18 protein-coding genes are annotated in these 19,009 nt (G+C 62.1%); 9 read left to right on the forward strand and 9 right to left on the reverse strand.

All coding sequences use genetic code 11. The annotated features are described in order from the left end of the window. Window positions 1-169: 169 nt before the first annotated feature. The 3 genes from IGS61_RS19280 to IGS61_RS19290 all read left to right on the forward strand — a co-directional run bounded on the left by IGS61_RS19280 (window position 170) and on the right by IGS61_RS19290 (window position 2,800). Window positions 170-454 (forward strand): hypothetical protein, encoded by a 285-nt coding sequence (locus IGS61_RS19280; protein WP_230541150.1) that lies wholly within the window; start codon window positions 170-172, stop codon window positions 452-454. 44 nt (window positions 455-498) lie between these two features. Beyond that, window positions 499-1,395: a MurR/RpiR family transcriptional regulator gene (locus IGS61_RS19285; protein WP_230541151.1), complete on the forward strand. Its 897-nt coding sequence runs from the start codon at window positions 499-501 to the stop codon at window positions 1,393-1,395. Between the two features lie 82 nt (window positions 1,396-1,477). Further along, window positions 1,478-2,800, forward strand: coding sequence for an aspartate aminotransferase family protein (locus IGS61_RS19290; RefSeq protein ID WP_230541152.1), 1,323 nt, complete (start codon window positions 1,478-1,480; stop codon window positions 2,798-2,800). On the opposite strand, the gene IGS61_RS19295 is transcribed toward IGS61_RS19290, so the two are convergent. Continuing rightward, window positions 2,797-3,060 (reverse strand): PAAR domain-containing protein, encoded by a 264-nt coding sequence (locus IGS61_RS19295; RefSeq protein WP_230541153.1) that lies wholly within the window; start codon window positions 3,058-3,060, stop codon window positions 2,797-2,799. The genes IGS61_RS19290 and IGS61_RS19295 overlap by 4 nt on opposite strands. Before the next feature lie 310 nt (window positions 3,061-3,370). Here IGS61_RS19295 and IGS61_RS19300 point away from each other — a divergent pair, with 310 nt between their 5' ends. From IGS61_RS19300 to IGS61_RS19315, 4 genes are all read left to right on the forward strand, one after another. Then, entirely contained in the window at window positions 3,371-5,611 is a 2,241-nt protein-coding gene (locus tag IGS61_RS19300; RefSeq protein ID WP_268993950.1) for a serine/threonine-protein kinase, read from the forward strand. Beyond that, a complete protein-coding gene (locus IGS61_RS19305; RefSeq protein WP_230541155.1) occupies window positions 5,608-6,165 on the forward strand; it encodes a hypothetical protein in 558 nt (185 codons plus the stop codon). Before IGS61_RS19300 ends, IGS61_RS19305 begins: the two co-directional genes overlap by 4 nt. Window positions 6,166-6,555: 390 nt before the next feature. Then, entirely contained in the window at window positions 6,556-9,249 is a 2,694-nt protein-coding gene (gene mutS / locus IGS61_RS19310) for a DNA mismatch repair protein MutS (protein WP_230541156.1), read from the forward strand. Beyond that, the gene (locus tag IGS61_RS19315; protein ID WP_230541157.1) at window positions 9,246-10,283 is read left to right on the forward strand and encodes a hypothetical protein; all 1,038 of its coding nucleotides are present in this window, start codon (window positions 9,246-9,248) and stop codon (window positions 10,281-10,283) included. The genes mutS and IGS61_RS19315 overlap by 4 nt, the downstream gene beginning before the upstream one ends. Window positions 10,284-10,337: 54 nt before the next feature. Here IGS61_RS19315 and IGS61_RS19320 read toward each other — a convergent pair whose 3' ends face one another. Then, window positions 10,338-10,883 (reverse strand): FKBP-type peptidyl-prolyl cis-trans isomerase, encoded by a 546-nt coding sequence (locus IGS61_RS19320; protein ID WP_230541158.1) that lies wholly within the window; start codon window positions 10,881-10,883, stop codon window positions 10,338-10,340. Window positions 10,884-10,976: 93 nt separating this feature from the next. Between IGS61_RS19320 and IGS61_RS19325 the strand changes: the two genes are divergently transcribed. Both IGS61_RS19325 and IGS61_RS19330 read left to right on the forward strand, forming a co-directional pair. Further along, the gene (locus IGS61_RS19325; protein ID WP_230541159.1) at window positions 10,977-12,098 is read left to right on the forward strand and encodes a cupin domain-containing protein; all 1,122 of its coding nucleotides are present in this window, start codon (window positions 10,977-10,979) and stop codon (window positions 12,096-12,098) included. A 353-nt stretch (window positions 12,099-12,451) separates the two neighbouring features. After that, window positions 12,452-12,706: a hypothetical protein gene (locus tag IGS61_RS19330; protein ID WP_131687525.1), complete on the forward strand. Its 255-nt coding sequence runs from the start codon at window positions 12,452-12,454 to the stop codon at window positions 12,704-12,706. Between the two features lie 173 nt (window positions 12,707-12,879). Here the strand turns inward: IGS61_RS19330 and bamC are convergent, their stop codons facing one another. From bamC to IGS61_RS19365, 7 genes are all read right to left on the reverse strand, one after another. Then, a complete protein-coding gene (gene bamC, locus IGS61_RS19335) occupies window positions 12,880-14,076 on the reverse strand; it encodes an outer membrane protein assembly factor BamC (protein WP_230541160.1) in 1,197 nt (398 codons plus the stop codon). 80 nt (window positions 14,077-14,156) lie between these two features. Then, on the reverse strand, window positions 14,157-15,035 hold the full coding sequence (gene dapA / locus IGS61_RS19340; protein ID WP_034750679.1) for a 4-hydroxy-tetrahydrodipicolinate synthase: 879 nt from the start codon (window positions 15,033-15,035) through the stop codon (window positions 14,157-14,159). A gap of 84 nt (window positions 15,036-15,119) precedes the next feature. After that, the gene (locus IGS61_RS19345; RefSeq protein WP_099666949.1) at window positions 15,120-15,692 is read right to left on the reverse strand and encodes a class I SAM-dependent methyltransferase; all 573 of its coding nucleotides are present in this window, start codon (window positions 15,690-15,692) and stop codon (window positions 15,120-15,122) included. Window positions 15,693-15,734: 42 nt separating this feature from the next. After that, the gene (locus IGS61_RS19350; protein ID WP_077407640.1) at window positions 15,735-16,412 is read right to left on the reverse strand and encodes a site-2 protease family protein; all 678 of its coding nucleotides are present in this window, start codon (window positions 16,410-16,412) and stop codon (window positions 15,735-15,737) included. Window positions 16,413-16,506: 94 nt separating this feature from the next. Further along, a complete protein-coding gene (locus IGS61_RS19355; RefSeq protein ID WP_230541161.1) occupies window positions 16,507-17,130 on the reverse strand; it encodes an L-threonylcarbamoyladenylate synthase in 624 nt (207 codons plus the stop codon). 38 nt (window positions 17,131-17,168) lie between these two features. Continuing rightward, on the reverse strand, window positions 17,169-18,053 hold the full coding sequence (gene htpX / locus IGS61_RS19360; protein WP_070303511.1) for a protease HtpX: 885 nt from the start codon (window positions 18,051-18,053) through the stop codon (window positions 17,169-17,171). A 102-nt stretch (window positions 18,054-18,155) separates the two neighbouring features. After that, window positions 18,156-18,989, reverse strand: coding sequence for a 3',5'-nucleoside bisphosphate phosphatase (locus tag IGS61_RS19365; protein WP_230541162.1), 834 nt, complete (start codon window positions 18,987-18,989; stop codon window positions 18,156-18,158). Between the last annotated feature and the right edge of the window lie 20 nt (window positions 18,990-19,009).

Raw genomic sequence — 19,009 nt, forward strand, 5'->3', positions numbered from 1 at the left:
CGTCCCCCACCCTTTCTTCCTTCGAGGGTTTTCAGCGCCAGCCGGCAACGGTTGGCGTTTTTTTTGCTCTATGGAATCTATCCGACAGTGGAATTGATCTGGCGCAAAGTGGTGGCGCCGGGGCGCTTTTATTCTGATAGCTTGACTAGCGAACCCGGCGGGGGACAGCATGCGCAATGCACGGCCCATCGATACACAGTTATTTCAACCCGACATCCCGGTGCGGCTCGACATGCGCACAGCGGCGCTGGTCGAACATGCGCTGGCCTTGCAGGAGATGGCCGGCACGGGCGCCGCCGCCCTGTTTTTGCATTGCCACGACGTGCCGCTGCCCACCGCCTTGCGCGTACTGACGACGGGACCGCGCCGCAAACCGGCCGGGCCGCACCTGTTTGCCCGCCTGCGTCCGCGCACGGCCGCCCGGGCGCAAGGCACGCCGCTACCGACGCGCTGACGAATCCTGTACCATCGCCGCAACCCATTGAACGAGGCAAGGCGATGCAGGCAGCGACACCCCCCGATAACTATGCGGCACTGATGGACCTGATCAAGGCGCGCCATGCGGAACTGAGCCCGCAATTCCAGGCGGGCGCGCGCTACCTGGCCGACCATCCAGATGAGGTGGCCGTGTCCTCGATGCGCGGCATCGCCACGCGCGCCCAGGTGCAGTCGGCCGCCCTCGTGCGCCTGGCGCAGCAACTGGGCTTTGCCGGCTGGCCGGAACTGAAAGCCATTTTCGTGGAACGTCTGCGCGCGGGGCCAAGCGGCTACGCGGCAAAGGCGGGCGCTCTGGCAGGCAAAGAGGGGAAAGAGCGCGACCTGGTCACCGAAGTGTTCGCGGTGCAGCAGCGCAACCTGGCCGCCACGGAAAGCGCCAACCACGCGGCCCTGGACGCGGCCGCCAGCCTGCTGCAGGCGGCGCCCCGCGTGCACGTGGCGGGCTTTCGCGCCGCCCACCCCATCGCCTACACCCTGCACTACCTGTACCGGCTGCTGCGCCCCAGCGTGCAGCTGCTGAGCGGCCAGGGTGGCACCCTGGAAATGGACTTGCGCGCCCTGCAGGCCGGGGAGGCCGTCGTCGTCGTCAGCTTCGCCCCGTATTCGAGCGAAGCGCTGCTGGTGGCGCAAACGGCGCGCCAGGCCGGCTGCCAGGTGGTCGCCATCAGCGACAGCGCCATCTCGCCGCTGGCCCTGCAAGCGGAGGCCAGCATCGTCATCGCCGTCGACAGCCCCTCGTTCTTCCCGTCCATCGTGGCCGGCATCGCGGCCGTAGAAAGCCTGGTGGAACTGCTGGTGGCGCGCGCGGGACACGATGCCGTACACGCCATCGGCGCGGCGGAAAACCAGCTGCGGGCGCTGGGCGCCTATGCAAAAACATCAAATGATGTAAATTAAAAACAAATACATCAAACGTTGCAATGCGGCGCAGCGCATCCTATAATCGGCCATTCCCCCTTGCCGATAAGAAAGCGATGCCATGAGCCATGTCTTCCACCGCAGCCTGACCGCCAACTATCCTGTCGCGATGGGCGGCGACGGCCCTTACCTGATCGATGCGAACGGCAAGCGCTACCTGGATGCCTGCGGCGGCGCCGCCGTCTCTTGCCTCGGCCATTCGGATACGGCCGTGATTTCCGCCGTGCAGCGGCAGATTGCCACGATGGCATACGCGCACAGTTCGTTTTTCACCAGCGAGCCGATGGAGCAGTTAGCCGATTTCCTCGTCGCCCGCGCGCCAGCCGGCATCGACAGCGTGTATTTCGTCTCGGGCGGCTCGGAAGCGGTGGAAAGCGCGCTCAAGCTGGCGCGCCAGTATTTCGTCGAGCGGGGCCAGCCGCAGCGCCGCCACGTCATCGCGCGCCGCCAGAGCTATCACGGCAACACCCTGGGCGCGCTGGCCACGGGCGGCAACGCCTGGCGCCGCCAGCAGTTCGAGCCGCTGCTCATTGGCGTGACCCACGTGTCGCCCTGCTACGCGTGGCGCGAGCAGCAGGCGCATGAAACGGATGCCGACTACGTGGCGCGCCTGGGACAGGAACTGGAAGACCATATCGCCGAGCTGGGCGCGGAGAACGTCATGGCCTTCATCGCCGAACCCGTCGTCGGCGCCACGGCCGGCGCCCTGCCCGCCGTCGCCGGCTATTTTGCGCGCATGCGCGCCATCTGCCAGCGCCACGGCATCCTGCTGATACTCGACGAAGTCATGTGCGGCATGGGGCGCACGGGCAGCCTGTTCGCCTGCGAGCAGGAAGGCGTCACGGCCGACCTGATCTGCATCGCCAAGGGCCTGGGCGCCGGCTACCAGCCCATCGGCGCCGTGATGGTATCCCAGGATATCCGCGAAACCATCCGCGCTGGCACGGGCTTCTTCCAGCACGGCCACACATATATCGGCCATGCCACCGCGTGCGCCGCCGCCCTGGCCGTGCAGCAGCAGATCGAGGAGCGCGATTTATTGGCCAACGTGCGCGCCATGGGCCGCTTGCTGCAGGAGCGGCTGCGCCAGCGCTTTGGCGAGCACCCGCACGTGGGCGACATCCGCGGCCGCGGCCTGTTCCTGGGCCTGGAACTGGTGCAGGACCGCGCCAGCAAGCAGCCGTTCGACCCGGCCCGCCGTCTGCACGCGCGCATCAAGGCGCAAGCCATGCAAAATGGGCTGATGTGCTACCCCATGGGCGGCACTATCAACGGCCTGCACGGCGACCACATCCTGCTGGCGCCGCCCTACATCATCGACGCCAGCCACGTCGAGGAAATCGTCGACAAGCTGGGCGCGTCCATCGACGCTTGCATCGGCTAAGGCCGCCCGCTGCTGCCCACGGTGGACATCAGGCTGGCGCCGCAGCTGGTCTTGTGCCCATCAAACGCCACGGGCACGCCATCGATCAGCACCTGCGGATCGCCCTCGGCGATCACGCAGCGCACGTGGCCCTTGACCGGGCACACGCAAGGGTCGCCCTTGCGCGCCACGGCCACGCCCAGCACCGTGCTGTCCGGCGCCGCGCCCACCACCTTGCCGCCGTGGCTGGTGGGGTCGTTCAAGCGGATCACGCCACGCATAATGACTCCTATCCTTGTCCGGCACACAACGCGGCACCGGTCCATGCGGTGCCTCTCCCGTTGGCATTATCGGGTGCTACGAAACATTCGTCATTGCGTTCGCGCACATGGCCGGCATGCCGGGCGCAAAAATAGCAATCGCCATCCGGCAGCAACTTTTGTTCACTCCTTGCCAATATTAATTGACTTATTCTAAACAATCGTTTTAAATCAGGATGTTACTCAAAATCAATCATCTTGGGCATTCAAACATCGCATTGACCCTCTCGATGCTTGACGTCCACGCTGATGCACTCTGAAGCCAAGGTATATGGAACTGCTCGACTCCCTGCGTCAGACCCCGCCGCAAGACGACACGATCAGCGGGCACTACGAAGTGCGCCGCTTGCTGGGCGAAGGCGGTTTCGGCCATGTATTCGAAGCGTGGGATGCCAAGCTGTGTCGTAGCGTGGCGCTCAAGCGCCTGAAGCCGCAAGCCGACGTGCTGCATCCCGAAAAACTCATCAATGAAGCGCGCCTGGCCGCCTCGCTCAAGCATGCGGCCTTCGTGCGCATTTTCGCCATCGAGGGCCAGGGCACGAGCCAGTCCATCGTCATGGAACTGGTCGAAGGCCAGACCCTGGGGCAATTCATGCACGGCGGCAAGGCTGACTTGCAGGCGGCGCTCGACATCGCCTACCAGATCGCCGACGCCATGGACGAAGCGCACGCCATGGACCTCGTGCACGGCGACCTGAAACCGTCGAACCTGATGCTGGAAGCGGATGGCAAGGTGCGCATCCTCGACTTCGGCCTGGCGCGCCACATCGACCCGCAAGCGACGCAAACGACCACCCTGTGCGACTTGCAGGGCACCATCGCCTACATGGCGCCCGAGCGCCTGATGGGCCGCCTGCCCGACACGCGCGGCGACGTGTATGCCTTGGGCGCCATGCTGTACGAAATGCTGGCCGGCCAGCGCCACTTTGCCCACCTGAACGGCCTGGCCCTGGCCGCCGCCCACATGCAGGCAACGGAGCCGTGGCCCGACCTGCCGGATACGGTGCCGCCCGCCATCAACGCCCTCGTGCGCGCGATGACGGCGCACGACCCGGCCGAACGGCCACGCACCATGCGCGACGTGCGCGAGGCGATAGGGGCGCAGCGCGGGGAAGCTGTCACCGTGGCTGCATCCCTTGCCGACGATACGCCCGCGAAGGAAGAACCACCCGCCAGCGTCTCCATCCGCCTGCCCCTGCCCCGCAAGCGCACGCTGAAATGGGGCGCGGGCGTGGCCCTGCTGGCCGTGCTGGCGGGATGGCAGCTGCCCAACATCGTTCCTGCCGTCAAATCGTTCGTCACCGGCGAAAAAGCGCCGGCGCCGTATTCGGAAATGGCCAGCATGGCGGCGGGGATGGCGGCATTACGCGCGTTCGATCAAGATAACAACCAGAAACAGGCTATTGAACATTTCAGCACCATACTCAAACACAATCCAGAGCATGCGGCGGCAAATGCCGGCCTGTCACTGGTTTTCACATTGCGCTATCTGGGTACCAACCGTGATGAAACATGGTTGCAACGCGCGGATATTGCAGCGAAACAAGCACTGGCAACCGACGATCAACTGGCGCTTGCCCATGTGGCGCAAGCCTGGGCTCTTGAATACCATGGTAAACGTCAGCAAGCGATGCAGGAAATCACCGCGGCACTGAACCTTGAGCCGAACAACCCACTGGGCATGTACGGCAAGGCACGTCTGCTCATCCAAGCACAGAAATTTGACCAAGCCCGGGAAGTGCTTGACAAGGCCGTCACCCTATATCCCCGCGATCTCCCTTTCATTTCGTTGCTGGGAAAAATGCACTACAACCAGGGCGATTACCATGACGCTGAAAAATTCTTCCGTCAATACATACAGATGGCTCCGCACCTGGCCGATGCCTATGCCCAGCTCAGCGCTACACTAGACCGTTTGAATCGCAGTGATGAAGCCCTGCAAGTTCTGCAACAAGGATTGCAGGTGCATCCCGACTGGGAACTGTATACCAACCTGGGCAACGCCCTATTTAACAGGGGCGACTATCTGGGGGCAGTCCAGGCGTTTAAGAATGCCGTCTCGGAAAACAAGGGTAATCCGGGTAACTACCTGCTATGGGCGAACCTAGGAGATGCCCAACGCTGGGTTCCCGGCCAAATTGATTTGTCACACGATTCCTACCATCGTGCCATCAAGCTGATTAAAGTCATGCTGCAACACTCTCCGGACGACCCCAAGGTCAACTCACGGCTGGCATTGTATTCAGCCTACGCGGGCTCGCAAGACGATGCGCTGAAGCATGTAGCGCGAGCGGTTGTACTTGCGCCCACTTTGCCAGACATCCATTTCAGGGCAGCGCTGACCTATGAGCTGATAGGCCGGCGCAACGAAGCGCTGGCGGCTTTAAAACAAGCGATGGAGCACGGCTACCCTCTCAATCTGATCGAATCGGCACCCGACCTGTTGACACTACGGCGAGATGCTCGCTACCAACAATTTATCATCAACCTGGAAAGAGACAATAAAAAATGACGCCTGTAAGCCCCTGGATGAAGTTATCCGTGCATTTTGATGCAGACCAAATCACCAACCAGCTCGACTATGCATTTACTTCCTGCGACGGCAGCGCCGACCCGCGCCACGGCCCTTACATGGGTGGCGTGCACTTCCAGCAAGGCCAACACGTCTATCTGGAAGTCAATTGCTGTGGCAGCAAAGACAGTGGTTTCACATCCTTCCAGATCGTCGATTGCTGCCTCATCAGCGTACCTCAGCTGACCCAGATCGGCCCCGATGTACCCACTCGCTATTCGCTGCCGTCGCCTTTCCTGCAAGCCGCCGGCGCCACGTATCAGGTGCCTCTGGATTTTGAATCCCATGTATTACCGCCTGATCCAGCCCTGCCCGATCTGCGCCGCATCCGCCAGGAATGGAAGCACAATCTTGATGTCGGCCAGAGCAAGGGCCGTTGGGAACTCTCGTTTGTATTGACCGTGCGCATCATTCGCGGCGAACAAGACCTGCCGGAATTGCGCGTCTTCAGTTTTGACCCTGAAGCATCCGTGGGTGGGAAGGTTGATACCTAACCGGCACAGTCGCCGACTAAGGCCGATGCATTCCTCTATTAATCTAGGTTGAACAACTGGATATCTTGCTTAGGAAGCCTGAGGCAGACAACTGCGGCACCTAATAGCCAGTACATTAGGCCTTTCCTTCAAACCTATAAAACAGGTATAACCGAGGCCAAGAAGCAGGCTACCGGCGCAATGATCAACAATATATCCAAGCCGTGCCGACCTCCATCCGCGCGGCTTTTTCACATCCGCACGCAATACGCCGCCCCGTCCGCCGAAAGCGGTAAAATGACGGCCTTGAACCCAAGCTCCGCCCCCTGGCGCGGCCTGGCACGCACACAGCACCACCCACAGCCCGGCAGGCATGCCTTTTCCTGCCGCCGGACCAACGACAAAGAACACATGACCACCGTCCCAAAAGAAATCAACGCCGCCGCGGCAAAGAAGAATTCCGCTGAAAAGCTTACGCCAATGATGCAACAATATCTTGGCATTAAGGAAAACCATCCCACGATGTTGGTGTTCTACCGCATGGGCGATTTCTACGAGCTGTTTTTCGAGGATGCGGAAAAAGCCTCGCGCCTGCTGGGCATTACCCTGACGGCGCGCGGCGTGGCCAGCGGCAACCCGATTAAAATGTGCGGCGTGCCGTTTCATTCGCTCGATGGCTATCTGGCCAAGCTGGTCAAGCTGGGCGAGTCGGTGGCCATTTGTGAACAGATCGGCGACCCTGCCACCAGCAAGGGGCCGGTCGAGCGCAAGGTCATGCGCGTCGTCACGCCGGGCACCCTGACGGATGCGGACTTGCTGCCCGAAAAGGCCGAGCGCCCGCTGCTGGCCATGTGCAGCATCACGCAACGCAAGACGGTCACGACGGGCCTGGCCTGGCTGTCGCTGGCCAGCGGCGCCCTGAAGCTGATGGAGTTTTCCGGCGACAGCAGCACCGTGGCGGCGCGCCTGCAGCAGGAACTGGAACGCATCGTGCCGGCGGAAATTCTCAGCGGCGACAACGGCAACCTGTTCGACGACTACGCGGGCACGCACATCAACCGCGTGCCGGACTGGCATTTCGACGTGGTGGGCGGCCACAAGGCCCTGCTGGATCAATTGGGCGTGGCGACCCTGACGGGCTTTGGCGCCGATGGCCTCGGCGCCGCGTTCGGCGCGGCCGGCGCCCTGCTGCGCTATGCGCAATCGACGCAGGGACGGGGCTTGCAGCACGTGCGCTCCTTGACGACGGAAACGGAAAGCGAATTCATCGGCCTGGATGCGGCCACGCGCCGCAACCTGGAATTGACGGAAACCATCCGCGGCCAGGAATCGCCGACATTATTTTCCCTGCTGGATCATTGCCGCACGGCCATGGGTTCGCGCATGCTGCGCCACTGGCTGCACCATGCGCGGCGCGACCAGAACGTGGCCCGCGCGCGCCATGAAGCCATCGCCGCGCTGGCGCAAAGCGAAGCGGCCGGTCCGCTCGCCGCCACCCTGGCGCAAGTGCCCGACATCGAACGCATCACCACGCGCATCGCCCTGCTGTCGGCGCGTCCGCGCGACCTGGCCGCCCTGCGCGACGGTTTATTACAACTGCCGGCCCTGCGCGGCGACGTGGTCCGTTGTTATGGCCCTGGCCAGGGTGGCGAAACGGGCTTGCTGGCCGCCATCCACGCAGCCCTGGCCACGCCGACGGCCTGCCTGGACTTGCTGGTGCGCGCCGTGGCGCAGGAACCGGCCGCCATGGTGCGCGACGGCGGCGTGTTTGCCACCGGCTTCGACGCCGAACTGGACGAACTGCGCGCGCTGTCGGAAAACGCGGGCCAGTTCCTGCTCGACCTGGAAACGCGCGAACGGGCACGCACGGGCATCGCCAACCTGCGCGTCGAATACAACAAGGTGCACGGCTTCTATATTGAAGTCACGCACGGCCAGACGGACAAGGTGCCGGACGACTACCGCCGCCGCCAGACCCTGAAAAACGCCGAACGCTACATCACGCCGGAACTCAAGGTGTTCGAAGACAAGGCCCTGTCGGCGCAAGACAAGGCCCTCGTGCGCGAAAAGATGCTGTACGACCTGCTGCTGGCCGAGCTGGCGCCGCACATCGGCACCTTGCAGACGATCTCGCAAGGCCTGGCCCAGCTCGACACCCTGAATGCGCTGACGGAACACGCGCAGCAGCACAACTGGGCCGCTCCGCAACTGGTCGACGAGCCGTGCATCAACATCGTCGAAGGCCGCCACCCCGTGGTGGAAAAGCAGATCGAGCGCTTCATCGCCAACGATTGCCGCCTCGTCAACGAGCGCCGGCTGCTCTTGATTACCGGCCCGAACATGGGCGGTAAATCGACCTTCATGCGCCAGGTGGCATTGATCACCCTGCTGGCCTACGTGGGCAGCTACGTGCCGGCCGCGTCCGCCACCATCGGCCCCATCGACCGCATCTTCACGCGCATCGGCGCCACCGACGACCTGGCGGGCGGACGCTCGACCTTCATGGTCGAAATGACGGAATCGGCCGCGATTTTGAACGGCGCCACCGAACACTCGCTGGTGCTCATGGATGAAGTGGGCCGCGGCACCTCGACCTTCGACGGCCTGGCCCTGGCGTGGGCCATCGCGCGCCATCTGATCGACACCAGCCGTAGTTTCACCCTGTTTGCCACACACTACTTTGAGCTGACGCAATTGCCGGACAGTCATCCGAGCGCCGCCAACGTGCATTTGTCCGCCGTCGAACACAAGGACAGCATCGTCTTCCTGCACGCCGTGCAAGCCGGTCCCGCCTCGCAAAGCTACGGCTTGCAGGTGGCGCAGCTGGCCGGCGTGCCGCAACCCGTGATCAAGGCCGCGCGCAAGCACCTGGCGCGCCTGGAAGCGCAGGCGCTCGACGCCACGCCGCAGCGCGACCTGTTCGCCGCCCCGGCCGCCGATCCGTATGCGCAAGAGGAAGAAGAGGCAGCGGCGGCGCCGCTGGCCGCGCTCAATGAAGCGCAGCAAGCCTTGCTCGACGCCATCGCCGACCTCGATCCCGATGCGCTCACGCCGCGCGATGCGCTGGAGCAGCTGTATCAGTTGAAACGGCTGGCCGCCGCATGACGATCCGGCGCGGCACGATACGCCTGCTGGCCGCCAGCTTGCTGGCTGCCAGCCTGCCATGGCAAGCGGCGCTGGCCGCCCCGGGCGACCAGGCCGGCTTCGAGTTTGCCGTGCTGGGCCATTCCTTCAACGCGGGGCCCGACGATGGCCCCCTGAAAAAAGCCATCGCGGAAACGAGCGCCTTCAATGCCTCTTTCGTGGTGGCCACGGGCATCAAGGCGGCCAGCGAATCGTGCAGCGACAAGCTGTACAGCCAGCGCAAGGATGTGCTCGACGCCAGCGGGCCGCCGCTGATCGTCTCGCTGTCGGCCAGCGACTGGGCCAACTGCCGCAATTCGCGCGGCCGCATCAATGCCATCGAACGCCTGAACCGCCTGCGCGACGTGTATTTCGCCGACGACCAGAGCCTGGGCCAGCGCAAGCTGACCCTGTCGCGGCTGTCATCGACGGCGAAGTTCCGCAGCTACGCAGAAAATGCCCACTGGGAATACGGCGGCGTGCTGTTTGCCACCGTCAACCTGCCCGCAAATAACAACCATTTCCTGCCGGAAGCGGGACGCAACAGCGAGTTCGAAGACCGCCTGGTGGCCAACCGTTCCTGGCTGCAGCGATTGTTCGCCATGGCGCAGCGCAAGAAACTCGACGGTATCGTGCTGTTTTCCGACGGCGACGTGGGTGCGCTGGACGAAGACGACAATTCGCTGCTGCCCAGCTTCAGCTCGAAGCAGGATGGCTTTGCGGGCCCGCGCAAGCAGATCCGCACGCTGGCAAAGAAATTCAGCGGCAAGGTCTTGTTGGTCGATACGCAGCGCAATGGCGACGCGGACGGCAAGGAAGGCAAGAACAAAAAGGCCGTAGCCAAGGCTGGCGGGCCGATAATCCGCTGGAAAGGCAACCTGGGCCACGTCAGCATCGACAACGACTGGTCCGCCATCGCCGTACGGCCCGGCAAGACGCCATTCTTTGAGGTACGTCAACGTGCCACGCGGCCATCGGCGCAAGCGCGGGCCAAGGCGTCGACGCTACGCCGTTAATAACAGCGGCACAAATGAACAGGCCGGCATAGAGCCGGCCTGGCACAAGCGGTATTAGTGGATCGGATGCGTGCGGAAGTGATCGCCCTCTTCGCCTTCATCATCTTCATCGCCATGGTCATGGCCGTGTGCGCCATGCACGTGGCCATGGGCGATTTCTTCGTCGGTGGCTGCGCGCACGTCAGCGACGGTCAGCGAGAAGCGCAGCGCGATGCCGGCCAGTGGATGGTTGCCGTCCAGCACGACTTTGTCGTCGGCGATATCGGTGACCGTGAAGATCATCGCTTCTTCGTCCGCCGAATCGCTTTCCGGCATGCCTTCGAACTGCATGCCCACTTCCAGCGGCTCAGGCAGGCGATTGCGCGGCTCGACCTTGACCAGGGCTGGGTCGTATTCACCGAAAGCATCGTCCGGTTCGATCTGGATCGTGTTGGAATAGCCAACTTCCTTGCCGTCGAGCTCTTCTTCGATCTTCGGCAGGGTGTTTTCATAATCACCGTGCAGGTAGACCATCGGCTGACGGCCGTCTTCGATCAGATTGTCTTGCGCGTCTGACAGTTTGTAGTTGACAGTCACGACCGTATTTTTGGCAATCTTCATTATGCTTCCTTTCATTGTATAAGCTGGCAAATTATACCTTCACGCCGCCAACGACAGGCGCATTCCTGCATTTCCGGTTGTTATAATGGGCGCATGAAAAAATTAACTCTCCTCGGCGATATTACGCCGGCGCAATTCCTGCGCGACTACTGGCATAAAAAACCCTTGTTGATCCGTCAAGCCGTACCTGGCTTCAAGGCGCTGTTCGATATCAAGGCCCTGGCCGAGCTGGCCACCCTCGACCACGTCGAATCGCGCCTGGTCAGCCATGCGGATGGCCACTGGAACATGCAGCAAGGTCCGTTGACCAGCCTGCCTTCGCTGAAACAGAAGGAATGGACCCTGCTGGTGCAGGGCGCCAACCTGCACAGCGCCAAGGCCGACGCCCTGCTGCGCCAGTTCCGTTTCCTGCCGGACGCGCGCCTGGACGACCTGATGGTCAGCTTCGCCACCGACGGCGGCGGCGTGGGCCCGCATTTCGATTCCTACGACGTGTTCCTGCTGCAAGGCCAGGGCAAGCGCCACTGGCGCATCGGCGCGCAGAAGGACCTGAGCCTGATCGACGGCTTGCCGCTGAAAATCCTCAGCAACTTCACGCCGGACGAAGAATTCACGCTGGAGCCGGGCGACATGCTGTATTTGCCTCCCCACTACGCGCACGACGGCGTAGCCATCGGCGACTGCCAGACGTATTCGATCGGTTTCCGCTCGCCCACGTTCCAGGAACTGGGCGAAGCCTTCCTGCAATTCATGGCCGACTCGATCGACTTGCCGGGCATTTACAGCGATCCGGACCTGAAAGCCTCGGGCAAGCCGGCGGAAATCCCCCGCGACATGCTCAGCACCATCACGGAAGAAATGAACAAGGTGCGCTTCACGGAAGAAGACGTGACCATTTTCCTCGGCGAACACCTGTCGGAACCGAAGCACAACGTGTTTTTCACGCCGCTGTCCAAGCCGCTGACGGTGGGCCGCTTCGCCGACGCCGCACAGAAGAAGGGTGTCGTGTTGTCGCGCAAGACCCTGATGCTGTATCGTGGCAAGAATGTCTTCATTAATGGCGAATCGTTTGCCATAGGCAAGGCCGATAAAACGGCACTGGAAACCCTGGCCAACGAACGTGCCCTCGATGGCGCGGCCGTGGCGCAAGCTTCCGATGATGTGATGGATGCCTTATATACCTGGTATCAGGATGGCTGGATCGAACTGGCTTGAATGAGGGTGTCGTAGCAAAGTGGTATTACAGTAGGTAAAATAGCAGCATCTGCGCCAGCGCAATGAAACATATTATTTTTATATCGTTTTGTCGCGCTTTCGCAAATCGCTTACACTTGCTTGCAATTTGCTTCGGCAAATATTGCGATATCACAAAATAGTTGCGAATTTGCCTCTTGCTCCTATTGCGACGCACCAAAAATCGCTATAATATTCGGTTAGGAAGTTTCCGTTGTCTGGCAGGCACCACCTGGTACGAAAAGCCTTCGAAGACGACCTAACGAGCGATAATTACCGGTAATTATTCATCGCAACAATATTGATTTATTTTTTGAAATAATTAAGGAAAACAAATGAAAAAATCCCTGCTGATCGCCTCCCTGATGGTTGTTGCTCTGGCTGCTTGCAGCAAAAAAGAAGAAGCTCCTGCACCAGCACCAGTAGTAGAAACCCCAGCACCAGCACCAGTAGTTGAAGCTGCTCCAGCTGCTGCTGCTGACGCTGCTGCTTCGGCCGCTACCGACGCTGCTGCTGCTGCAACCGCTGCCGCTTCGGCCGCTACCGACGCTGCTTCGGCTGCTTCGGCTGCTGCATCGGCTGCTAAGTAATTTAGCACCCCGCAGGAAAGAAAGCCGGCCTTCGGGCCGGCTTTTTTACGTCCGGTGTTTTATCCGCAGGATAAAATGCGGGACGCGGGCAATTAAAAAGGCTGGACCGGTTTCCCGGGCCAGCCTTTTTATTAAGATGCGGCAGGTTCTGATGCCTGCCGCGTCGATAGCGCTTATTTCAACTGCTCGTTCAGCAAGCCCAGAATCTTCTCGGCCACTGGCGAGGTCGCCGGCTGGCCTTCGTTGCCGAGGATGCTGACCAGGCTGGTCGAACCATTGCCCGCCTTGACCAGGACGCGGTAGCGCTGCGCTTCCTTGTCCTTGTCGGCGGACGACGAACCCCAGCTGAACAATTTCGAGAAGAAACCATCTTTCTTGACCGCGTCCGGATCCACGTAACGCACGAAATACGTGCCTTGCGTGCGGTCGCGGTCTTCCACGGTGAAGCCGACGCGGTCCAGCGCCAGGCCGACACGGCGCCAGGCGCGGTCGAAACCTTCATCGACTTCGATGGCGCGCGCCGGCGTGGCGGCGTCGCCCACCAGCTTGGCGTGCTGCGGCTGCACGATGGCGGCGTCGACAGCCGTCTTCGCCTGCGCTTCGTCGCTGGCCGCGCCCAGGCGCGTCATCAGCTTGGCCAGGAATTGCGCTTCCAGGCCCGGATCGTTCGGGCGAGCGGTCCAGGTGGTGGTTTCCTTGTCGCGGCCCGTGACGACCTCTTCCACGCCACGGTGGCTGATGTAGATCTCGGTCGAACCGTCGGCCAGGCGCTCCACGCGGGTGCGGAACTTGTCTTTCTCGCCCGTCGAGTACAGCGAGTCGAAGGCCTTGCCGATGGTGTTGCGGATAAAGTCTTGCGGCAACTTGGCGCGGTTTTCGTTCCACTCGGTTTCCAAGATGCCAGCCGTGGGCTGGTCGATGGCGATGGTAAAGCCCGAATCTTCCCAGAACTGCTTGAGTTGCGGCCACAGCACTTCAGGCGACTGCTTGACGACCAGCCAGCGCTGGTTGCCCGCGCGCTCGACCTTCACGCTACCCGCCGTGACCGGCACGACACCCACCACGCCGTCGGCGCCCACGATGACGGGGGTACCGGCCGTGGCGTTGCGCTGCGCGTTGTAGCCGGAAGCCGTCGCCACGCCGTTTTTCGAATCCGGCAGGGAGTAACGGTTATCCTGCTGCAATTGCGTCAGGTCAGGCGGCACGTCCAGGGTGCTGGCTTTCTTGACCGACTTGTAGTCGACCTTGTCGCCGCCGACTACCGAACTGATCATGCCGCAGCCCGCGAGGCTGGCTGCGACGGCGCCGATGACGATGCCGCGGACGGCGATGGTGGCAGGCGCCGGTTTGGTTTTCTTGCAATTAGTCATGTCGTAACTGGATAAGAAGCTAAGTAGCAGCTGGAATCAGGGAAGGTCCGGACTGGTCAAGTCCGGGCTTGAAGTTCGGCTTAAGACAGGATGCCGGCGTCGCGCAAGGCATCGCGCACGGTGGCATGGCAATTTTCAGCCAGCGGCACCAGTGGCAAGCGTATGCCGGCAGGCATCAGGCCCATTTCGGCCATCGCCCATTTGACGGGCACCGGATTGGGCTCGACAAACAATTTCTGGTGCAGAGGGAAAACTTTGTTATTGATGGCAATCGCCGTGGCGCGCTCGCCCGCCATGGCCGCGACGCACAGTTCGTGCATGGCGCGCGGCGCGACGTTGGCCGTCACGGAGATATTGCCGTGGCCGCCGCAGAACATCAGCGCCATGGCCGTCGGATCGTCGCCCGAGTACACGGCGAAGTCGGCCGGCACGAGGCGCAGCAGGTCGATGCCGCGGCCGATATTGCCGGTCGCATCTTTCACGCCGACAATATTCGGGATGGCGGACAGGCGCACGATGGTCTCGTTGCTCATGTCGGCAACCGTGCGGCCAGGCACGTTGTACAGGATGACGGGAATGTCGACGGCTTCGGCGATGGCCTTGAAGTGCTGGTACATGCCTTCCTGGGTAGGACGGTTGTAGTACGGCACGACTTGCAAGACAGCATCGGCGCCCGCTTCTTTCGCGTAACGCGTCAGTTTGATGGCCTCGGCCGTGGAGTTGCCTCCGGCACCGGCGATGATAGGAATGCGTCCCTTGGCATGTTCGACGGTCAATTGGATCAGTTCGCAGTGTTCTTCCACGCTGACTGTTGCCGATTCGCCCGTCGTGCCAACGATGACGATGCCGTCCGTACCCTCGGCGATATGCCAGTCGATCAGCTTGCGCAGACCTGGAAAGTCCAGACTGCCGTCTGCGTGCATCGGGGTGACGATTGCTACAATGCTGCCCTTGATCATAGTAAGTTTATAGCGCCGATAAATAAAACAACGATTGTAGCGGATAGCCCGCGCCTGTGGTGCATTCTGACATAGTATGGCCGCTCAAAACGTCGGCAGCAGGGCTGCCAACCGTGGAAAATCCGGCCGGACGGCGCAAATTCGTTGCACCAGAGCAGCTTTTGGCTGTTCCACGCGCCCATCCTCATACGCTACCACACGCAAGCCGTGCTGCACCGCCCAGGTCAGCATTTCGCCTTCCTTCAACAGGAATTTCGGATTCGACGGCTTGCCGAACTGCTCATTACCCTCGGCAAACGTTTCATACAGCAACACGCCATCGGGCGCCAGGCTGGCCACCATCGCTTCCAGCAGGGGCCGGTGCAGATAATTGGTGACGACGATGCCGGCAAAGCGGCCGGGAGCGAAGGGCCACACGGCGCCCGGCGCTTCCAGGTCCACCAGCGAAGTGGTGATGCCCGTGCCGGCCGCCTTTTCCAGCATTTCCGGATCATGGTCGAGCGCGATCACGGGGTGGCCCAGGCTCACCAGGTGGCGCGCGTGGCGGCCGGCGCCGCACGCCAGGTCCAGCACTTCGCCGCCCGGGATCAGGGGCGCCCAGCGGCGCAGCCAGCCGGAAATCGCTTCGGTTTCTAATATTGGTTCAGTTACTTGCATCGGTACTTCCATCATTTATGTGCGACCATCCAGTTGCTTGTTTCAAGTCAACAGGGCCGTCAGGGGCGTGACCAGGGTGACAAACATGCCGATGACAAATTCGATCGCCGCCAGCAAGGCGCGGTTCAGGATGCCCGTGTACATCAGCAGCACCAGGGCGCCGAACACGTACAGGCTGTAGCGCTCGATGCTGGCGTACGGGCGCGCCAGCTGCATCGGCAGCAAGCCCGTCATGATGCGTCCGCCATCGAGCGGCGGCACGGGAATCAGGTTAAAGACGAACATGGCCGCGTTGACGCTGACGCCCGCGCCCGCCATCTTGCGGAAAAACATGCCCATTTCCGTCGGCGGCAACACGCTGAGCACGACAAAGGCGATCATCCAGCCCAGGCCCATGACGAAATTGGCGCCGGGACCGGCAAACGCCACCCAGGCCATCTGCTTTTTCGGATTGCGCAGGCGGCTGAAATCGACGGGCACCGGCTTGGCATAGCCGAACGGCACCTGAATCGTGAAATACAGCATCAAGGGCAGCAATATCGTGCCGAAAGGATCGATATGCCGGATGGGATTGAGGCTCAGCCTGCCCTCGTTCGAAGCCGTGGGGTCGCCGAAATAGCGGGCGGCGTAGCCGTGCGCCGCCTCATGCAGGGAAATGGCAAACAGCACCGGCACCAGGTACACCGCAACGGTCTGGACTATCGTATTGAAATCGCTCATGACTGCGATTCTACCAGAGCCGATCCAGGCTCTTTCTTACGTTGTCATTAAGAACAGGTGAAGAGCGGCGCCAGAACGGCCCCGCAAAGCCCCGCTACAAGCCCAGCACGGCCGGGTCGCCCCGCCCCACGCGCACCACTTCCGGTTCCGCTCCCGTCAGGTCGATCACGGTGCTGGGGCCATGCGCGCAGACGCCGCCGTCGATGATCAGGTCGACCAGCTTTTCCAGCCGTTCGCGGATGGTGTCGGCGTCCGTCAGGCTCTCTTCGTCGCCGGGCAGGGTCAATGTCGCGCCCAGCAGCGGCTGGCCCAGCTCTTCCAGCAGGCATTGCACGATGCGGTGCTGCGGCACGCGCAGGCCGATGGTCTTGCGCGAAGGATGGCTGAGGCGGCGCGGCACTTCCCGCGTCGCTTCCAGGATGAAGGTATAGGCGCCCGGCGTGGCCGCCTTGAGCAGGCGGAATTGGCGGTTGTCGACCCGGGCGTACACGCCCAGCTCGCTCAAGTCGCGGCACAGCAGGGTCAGATGGTGCTTTTCATCCACGCCGCGGATGCGGCGCAGGCGCTCGACGGCACCCTTGTCGTCGAGCTGGCACACCAGCGCGTAGCAGGAATCCGTGGGCAAGGCCACGACGCCGCCGGACTGGATGATTTGCGCCGCCTGCTTGATCAGGCGCAATTGCGGATTGTCAGGGTGAATCTGGAAAAATTGACTCATGTGTCAGCGTTCTGGCGAACCAGCTTGTTAAGTTAGCATTATTGTACGCCGCGCAGCGCGGCGATGCGTTGTTCGATCGGCGGATGCGTGGCGAACAGCGCGCCCCAGCCGCCATTGCCGCCGCTGATGCCCAGCGCCTGCATCGATTGCGGCAGCTCGCCCGGCGGCACGCCGCCGAGGCGGGCCAGCGCATGCATCATCGGCGTGGGGCTGCCCAGCAGCTTGGCGGAACCGGCATCGGCGCGGAATTCGCGCTGGCGCGAGAACCAGGCGACGATGATGGAAGCGAGCAAGCCGAAGATCACTTCGCACACCATCACGGTCACAAAGTAACCGATGCCGCGTCCGCCGCCTTCGCGGTTGTTATTTTTCAGCAATACATTATCGACAAAGAAACCCACGACGCGGGCCATGAAGACGACGAAGGTATTCACCACGCCCTGAATCAGGGTTAAGGTGACCATGTCGCCATTGGCCACGTGGGCAATCTCGTGGCCCAGCACGGCTTCGACTTCATCGCGGTTCATGCTTTGCAGCAAGCCGGTGGAGACGGCCACCAGCGCCGAATTTTTAAAAGCGCCCGTGGCAAACGCATTCGCGTCGCCTTCGTACACGGCCACTTCCGGCATGCCGATGCCGGCCCGCTCGGACAGGGCGCGCACGGTATTGACCAGCCACAATTCCGTCGACGAAGTCGGGTTGTCGATCACGCGCGCACCCGTGCTCCACTTGGCCATCGGCTTGCTGATCAACAGGGAAAAAATCGACCCTGTAAAACCCACCACCAGCGAAAACACCAGCAGGCTGCCCAGGTTCAAGGTGCTGCCCCGCGCCGGATTGCCCACGCCCAACAAGCTGAGGACGAGCGACAGCACCAGCATCACGGCCAGGTTGGTTGCGATAAAAAGGACGATACGTTTCATGGGCGATGGCTCCAGATGACTATGCATGACAAGAATAACGAAAAGATAAGTACGGACAGGCGCATTTTCAAGCCCGCATGGCAGGCGCAGGCCAGCCGCGCCCTAGAACCAGTCGTGCCAGATGGGCGTGACATTCGATGGTAAAGGCGGCAGCATGGCAAAATCCACGCGCGATTCGCCCGGCGCATGGAAATCCGTGCCGCGCGAGGCAAGGAAGCCGTAGGCATTGGCCAGTTGCGCGTATTCCGGATACTGGTCCGGACTGTGGCTGCCCGTGACGACTTCGATGGCCACGCCGCCGAGTTGCTTGAATTCATCGAACAGCACGCCTTGCGCCATGTCGCTGAAGCGGTAGCGGCCCGGATGGGCGATGACGGCCACGCCGCCCGCGCCGCGTATCCAGCCCACGGCCTCGGCCAGGGTGGCCCAGCGGTGCTCGACGTAGCCTGGCTTGCCTTCCGACAGGTATTTCTTGAACACGTCGGGGATGTTCGCGCATTTCCCCATTTCCACGATGTAGCGGGCAAAGTGCGTGCGCGACATCAGATCCGGGTTGCCGACGAATTTCAAGGCCCCTTCATAGGCGTCGGGGATGCCGGCCAGGTCCAGCTGGCGGGCGATTTCCCGGCCACGCGCGTCGCGCCCCGAGCGTGTCTGGTGCAAGCCCTGCACGAGGCCCGGATTGTTTTCATCGACTTGCAAGCCGACGATGTGCACGGTTTCGCCGGCCCAGGTAATGGAAATTTCCACGCCGGCCACGAAGCGCATGCCCAGGTCCAGCGCGGCCGCGCGCGCGGCGGCGACGCCCGAGACTTCATCGTGGTCCGTCAGCGCCCACACATCGACGCCCGCCTTGCGGGCGTGCGCAGCCACGGCGGCAGGTGACAGCACGCCGTCGGAGATATTCGAATGACAATGCAGGTCAACTTTAAGCATGTGAAAACAATACCCTGCAC

Origin of the sequence: Janthinobacterium sp. FW305-129 (genome assembly GCF_020858115.1) — a bacterium.
In the GTDB taxonomy this organism is placed as follows: Bacteria; Pseudomonadota; Gammaproteobacteria; order Burkholderiales; family Burkholderiaceae_D; genus Janthinobacterium.

Bases quoted from the DNA above. Each gene is read 5' to 3' on its own strand.
- IGS61_RS19280 (WP_230541150.1), top strand. From the start codon at position 170: ATGCGCAATGCACGGCCCATCGATACACAGTTATTTCAACCCGACATC.
- IGS61_RS19285 (WP_230541151.1), top strand. From the start codon at position 499: ATGCAGGCAGCGACACCCCCCGATAACTATGCGGCACTGATGGACCTG.
- IGS61_RS19290 (WP_230541152.1), top strand. From the start codon at position 1,478: ATGAGCCATGTCTTCCACCGCAGCCTGACCGCCAACTATCCTGTCGCG.
- IGS61_RS19295 (WP_230541153.1), bottom strand. From the start codon at position 3,060: ATGCGTGGCGTGATCCGCTTGAACGACCCCACCAGCCACGGCGGCAAG.
- IGS61_RS19300 (WP_268993950.1), top strand. From the start codon at position 3,371: ATGGAACTGCTCGACTCCCTGCGTCAGACCCCGCCGCAAGACGACACG.
- IGS61_RS19305 (WP_230541155.1), top strand. From the start codon at position 5,608: ATGACGCCTGTAAGCCCCTGGATGAAGTTATCCGTGCATTTTGATGCA.
- mutS (WP_230541156.1), top strand. From the start codon at position 6,556: ATGACCACCGTCCCAAAAGAAATCAACGCCGCCGCGGCAAAGAAGAAT.
- IGS61_RS19315 (WP_230541157.1), top strand. From the start codon at position 9,246: ATGACGATCCGGCGCGGCACGATACGCCTGCTGGCCGCCAGCTTGCTG.
- IGS61_RS19320 (WP_230541158.1), bottom strand. From the start codon at position 10,883: ATGAAGATTGCCAAAAATACGGTCGTGACTGTCAACTACAAACTGTCA.
- IGS61_RS19325 (WP_230541159.1), top strand. From the start codon at position 10,977: ATGAAAAAATTAACTCTCCTCGGCGATATTACGCCGGCGCAATTCCTG.
- IGS61_RS19330 (WP_131687525.1), top strand. From the start codon at position 12,452: ATGAAAAAATCCCTGCTGATCGCCTCCCTGATGGTTGTTGCTCTGGCT.
- bamC (WP_230541160.1), bottom strand. From the start codon at position 14,076: ATGACTAATTGCAAGAAAACCAAACCGGCGCCTGCCACCATCGCCGTC.
- dapA (WP_034750679.1), bottom strand. From the start codon at position 15,035: ATGATCAAGGGCAGCATTGTAGCAATCGTCACCCCGATGCACGCAGAC.
- IGS61_RS19345 (WP_099666949.1), bottom strand. From the start codon at position 15,692: ATGCAAGTAACTGAACCAATATTAGAAACCGAAGCGATTTCCGGCTGG.
- IGS61_RS19350 (WP_077407640.1), bottom strand. From the start codon at position 16,412: ATGAGCGATTTCAATACGATAGTCCAGACCGTTGCGGTGTACCTGGTG.
- IGS61_RS19355 (WP_230541161.1), bottom strand. From the start codon at position 17,130: ATGAGTCAATTTTTCCAGATTCACCCTGACAATCCGCAATTGCGCCTG.
- htpX (WP_070303511.1), bottom strand. From the start codon at position 18,053: ATGAAACGTATCGTCCTTTTTATCGCAACCAACCTGGCCGTGATGCTG.
- IGS61_RS19365 (WP_230541162.1), bottom strand. From the start codon at position 18,989: ATGCTTAAAGTTGACCTGCATTGTCATTCGAATATCTCCGACGGCGTG.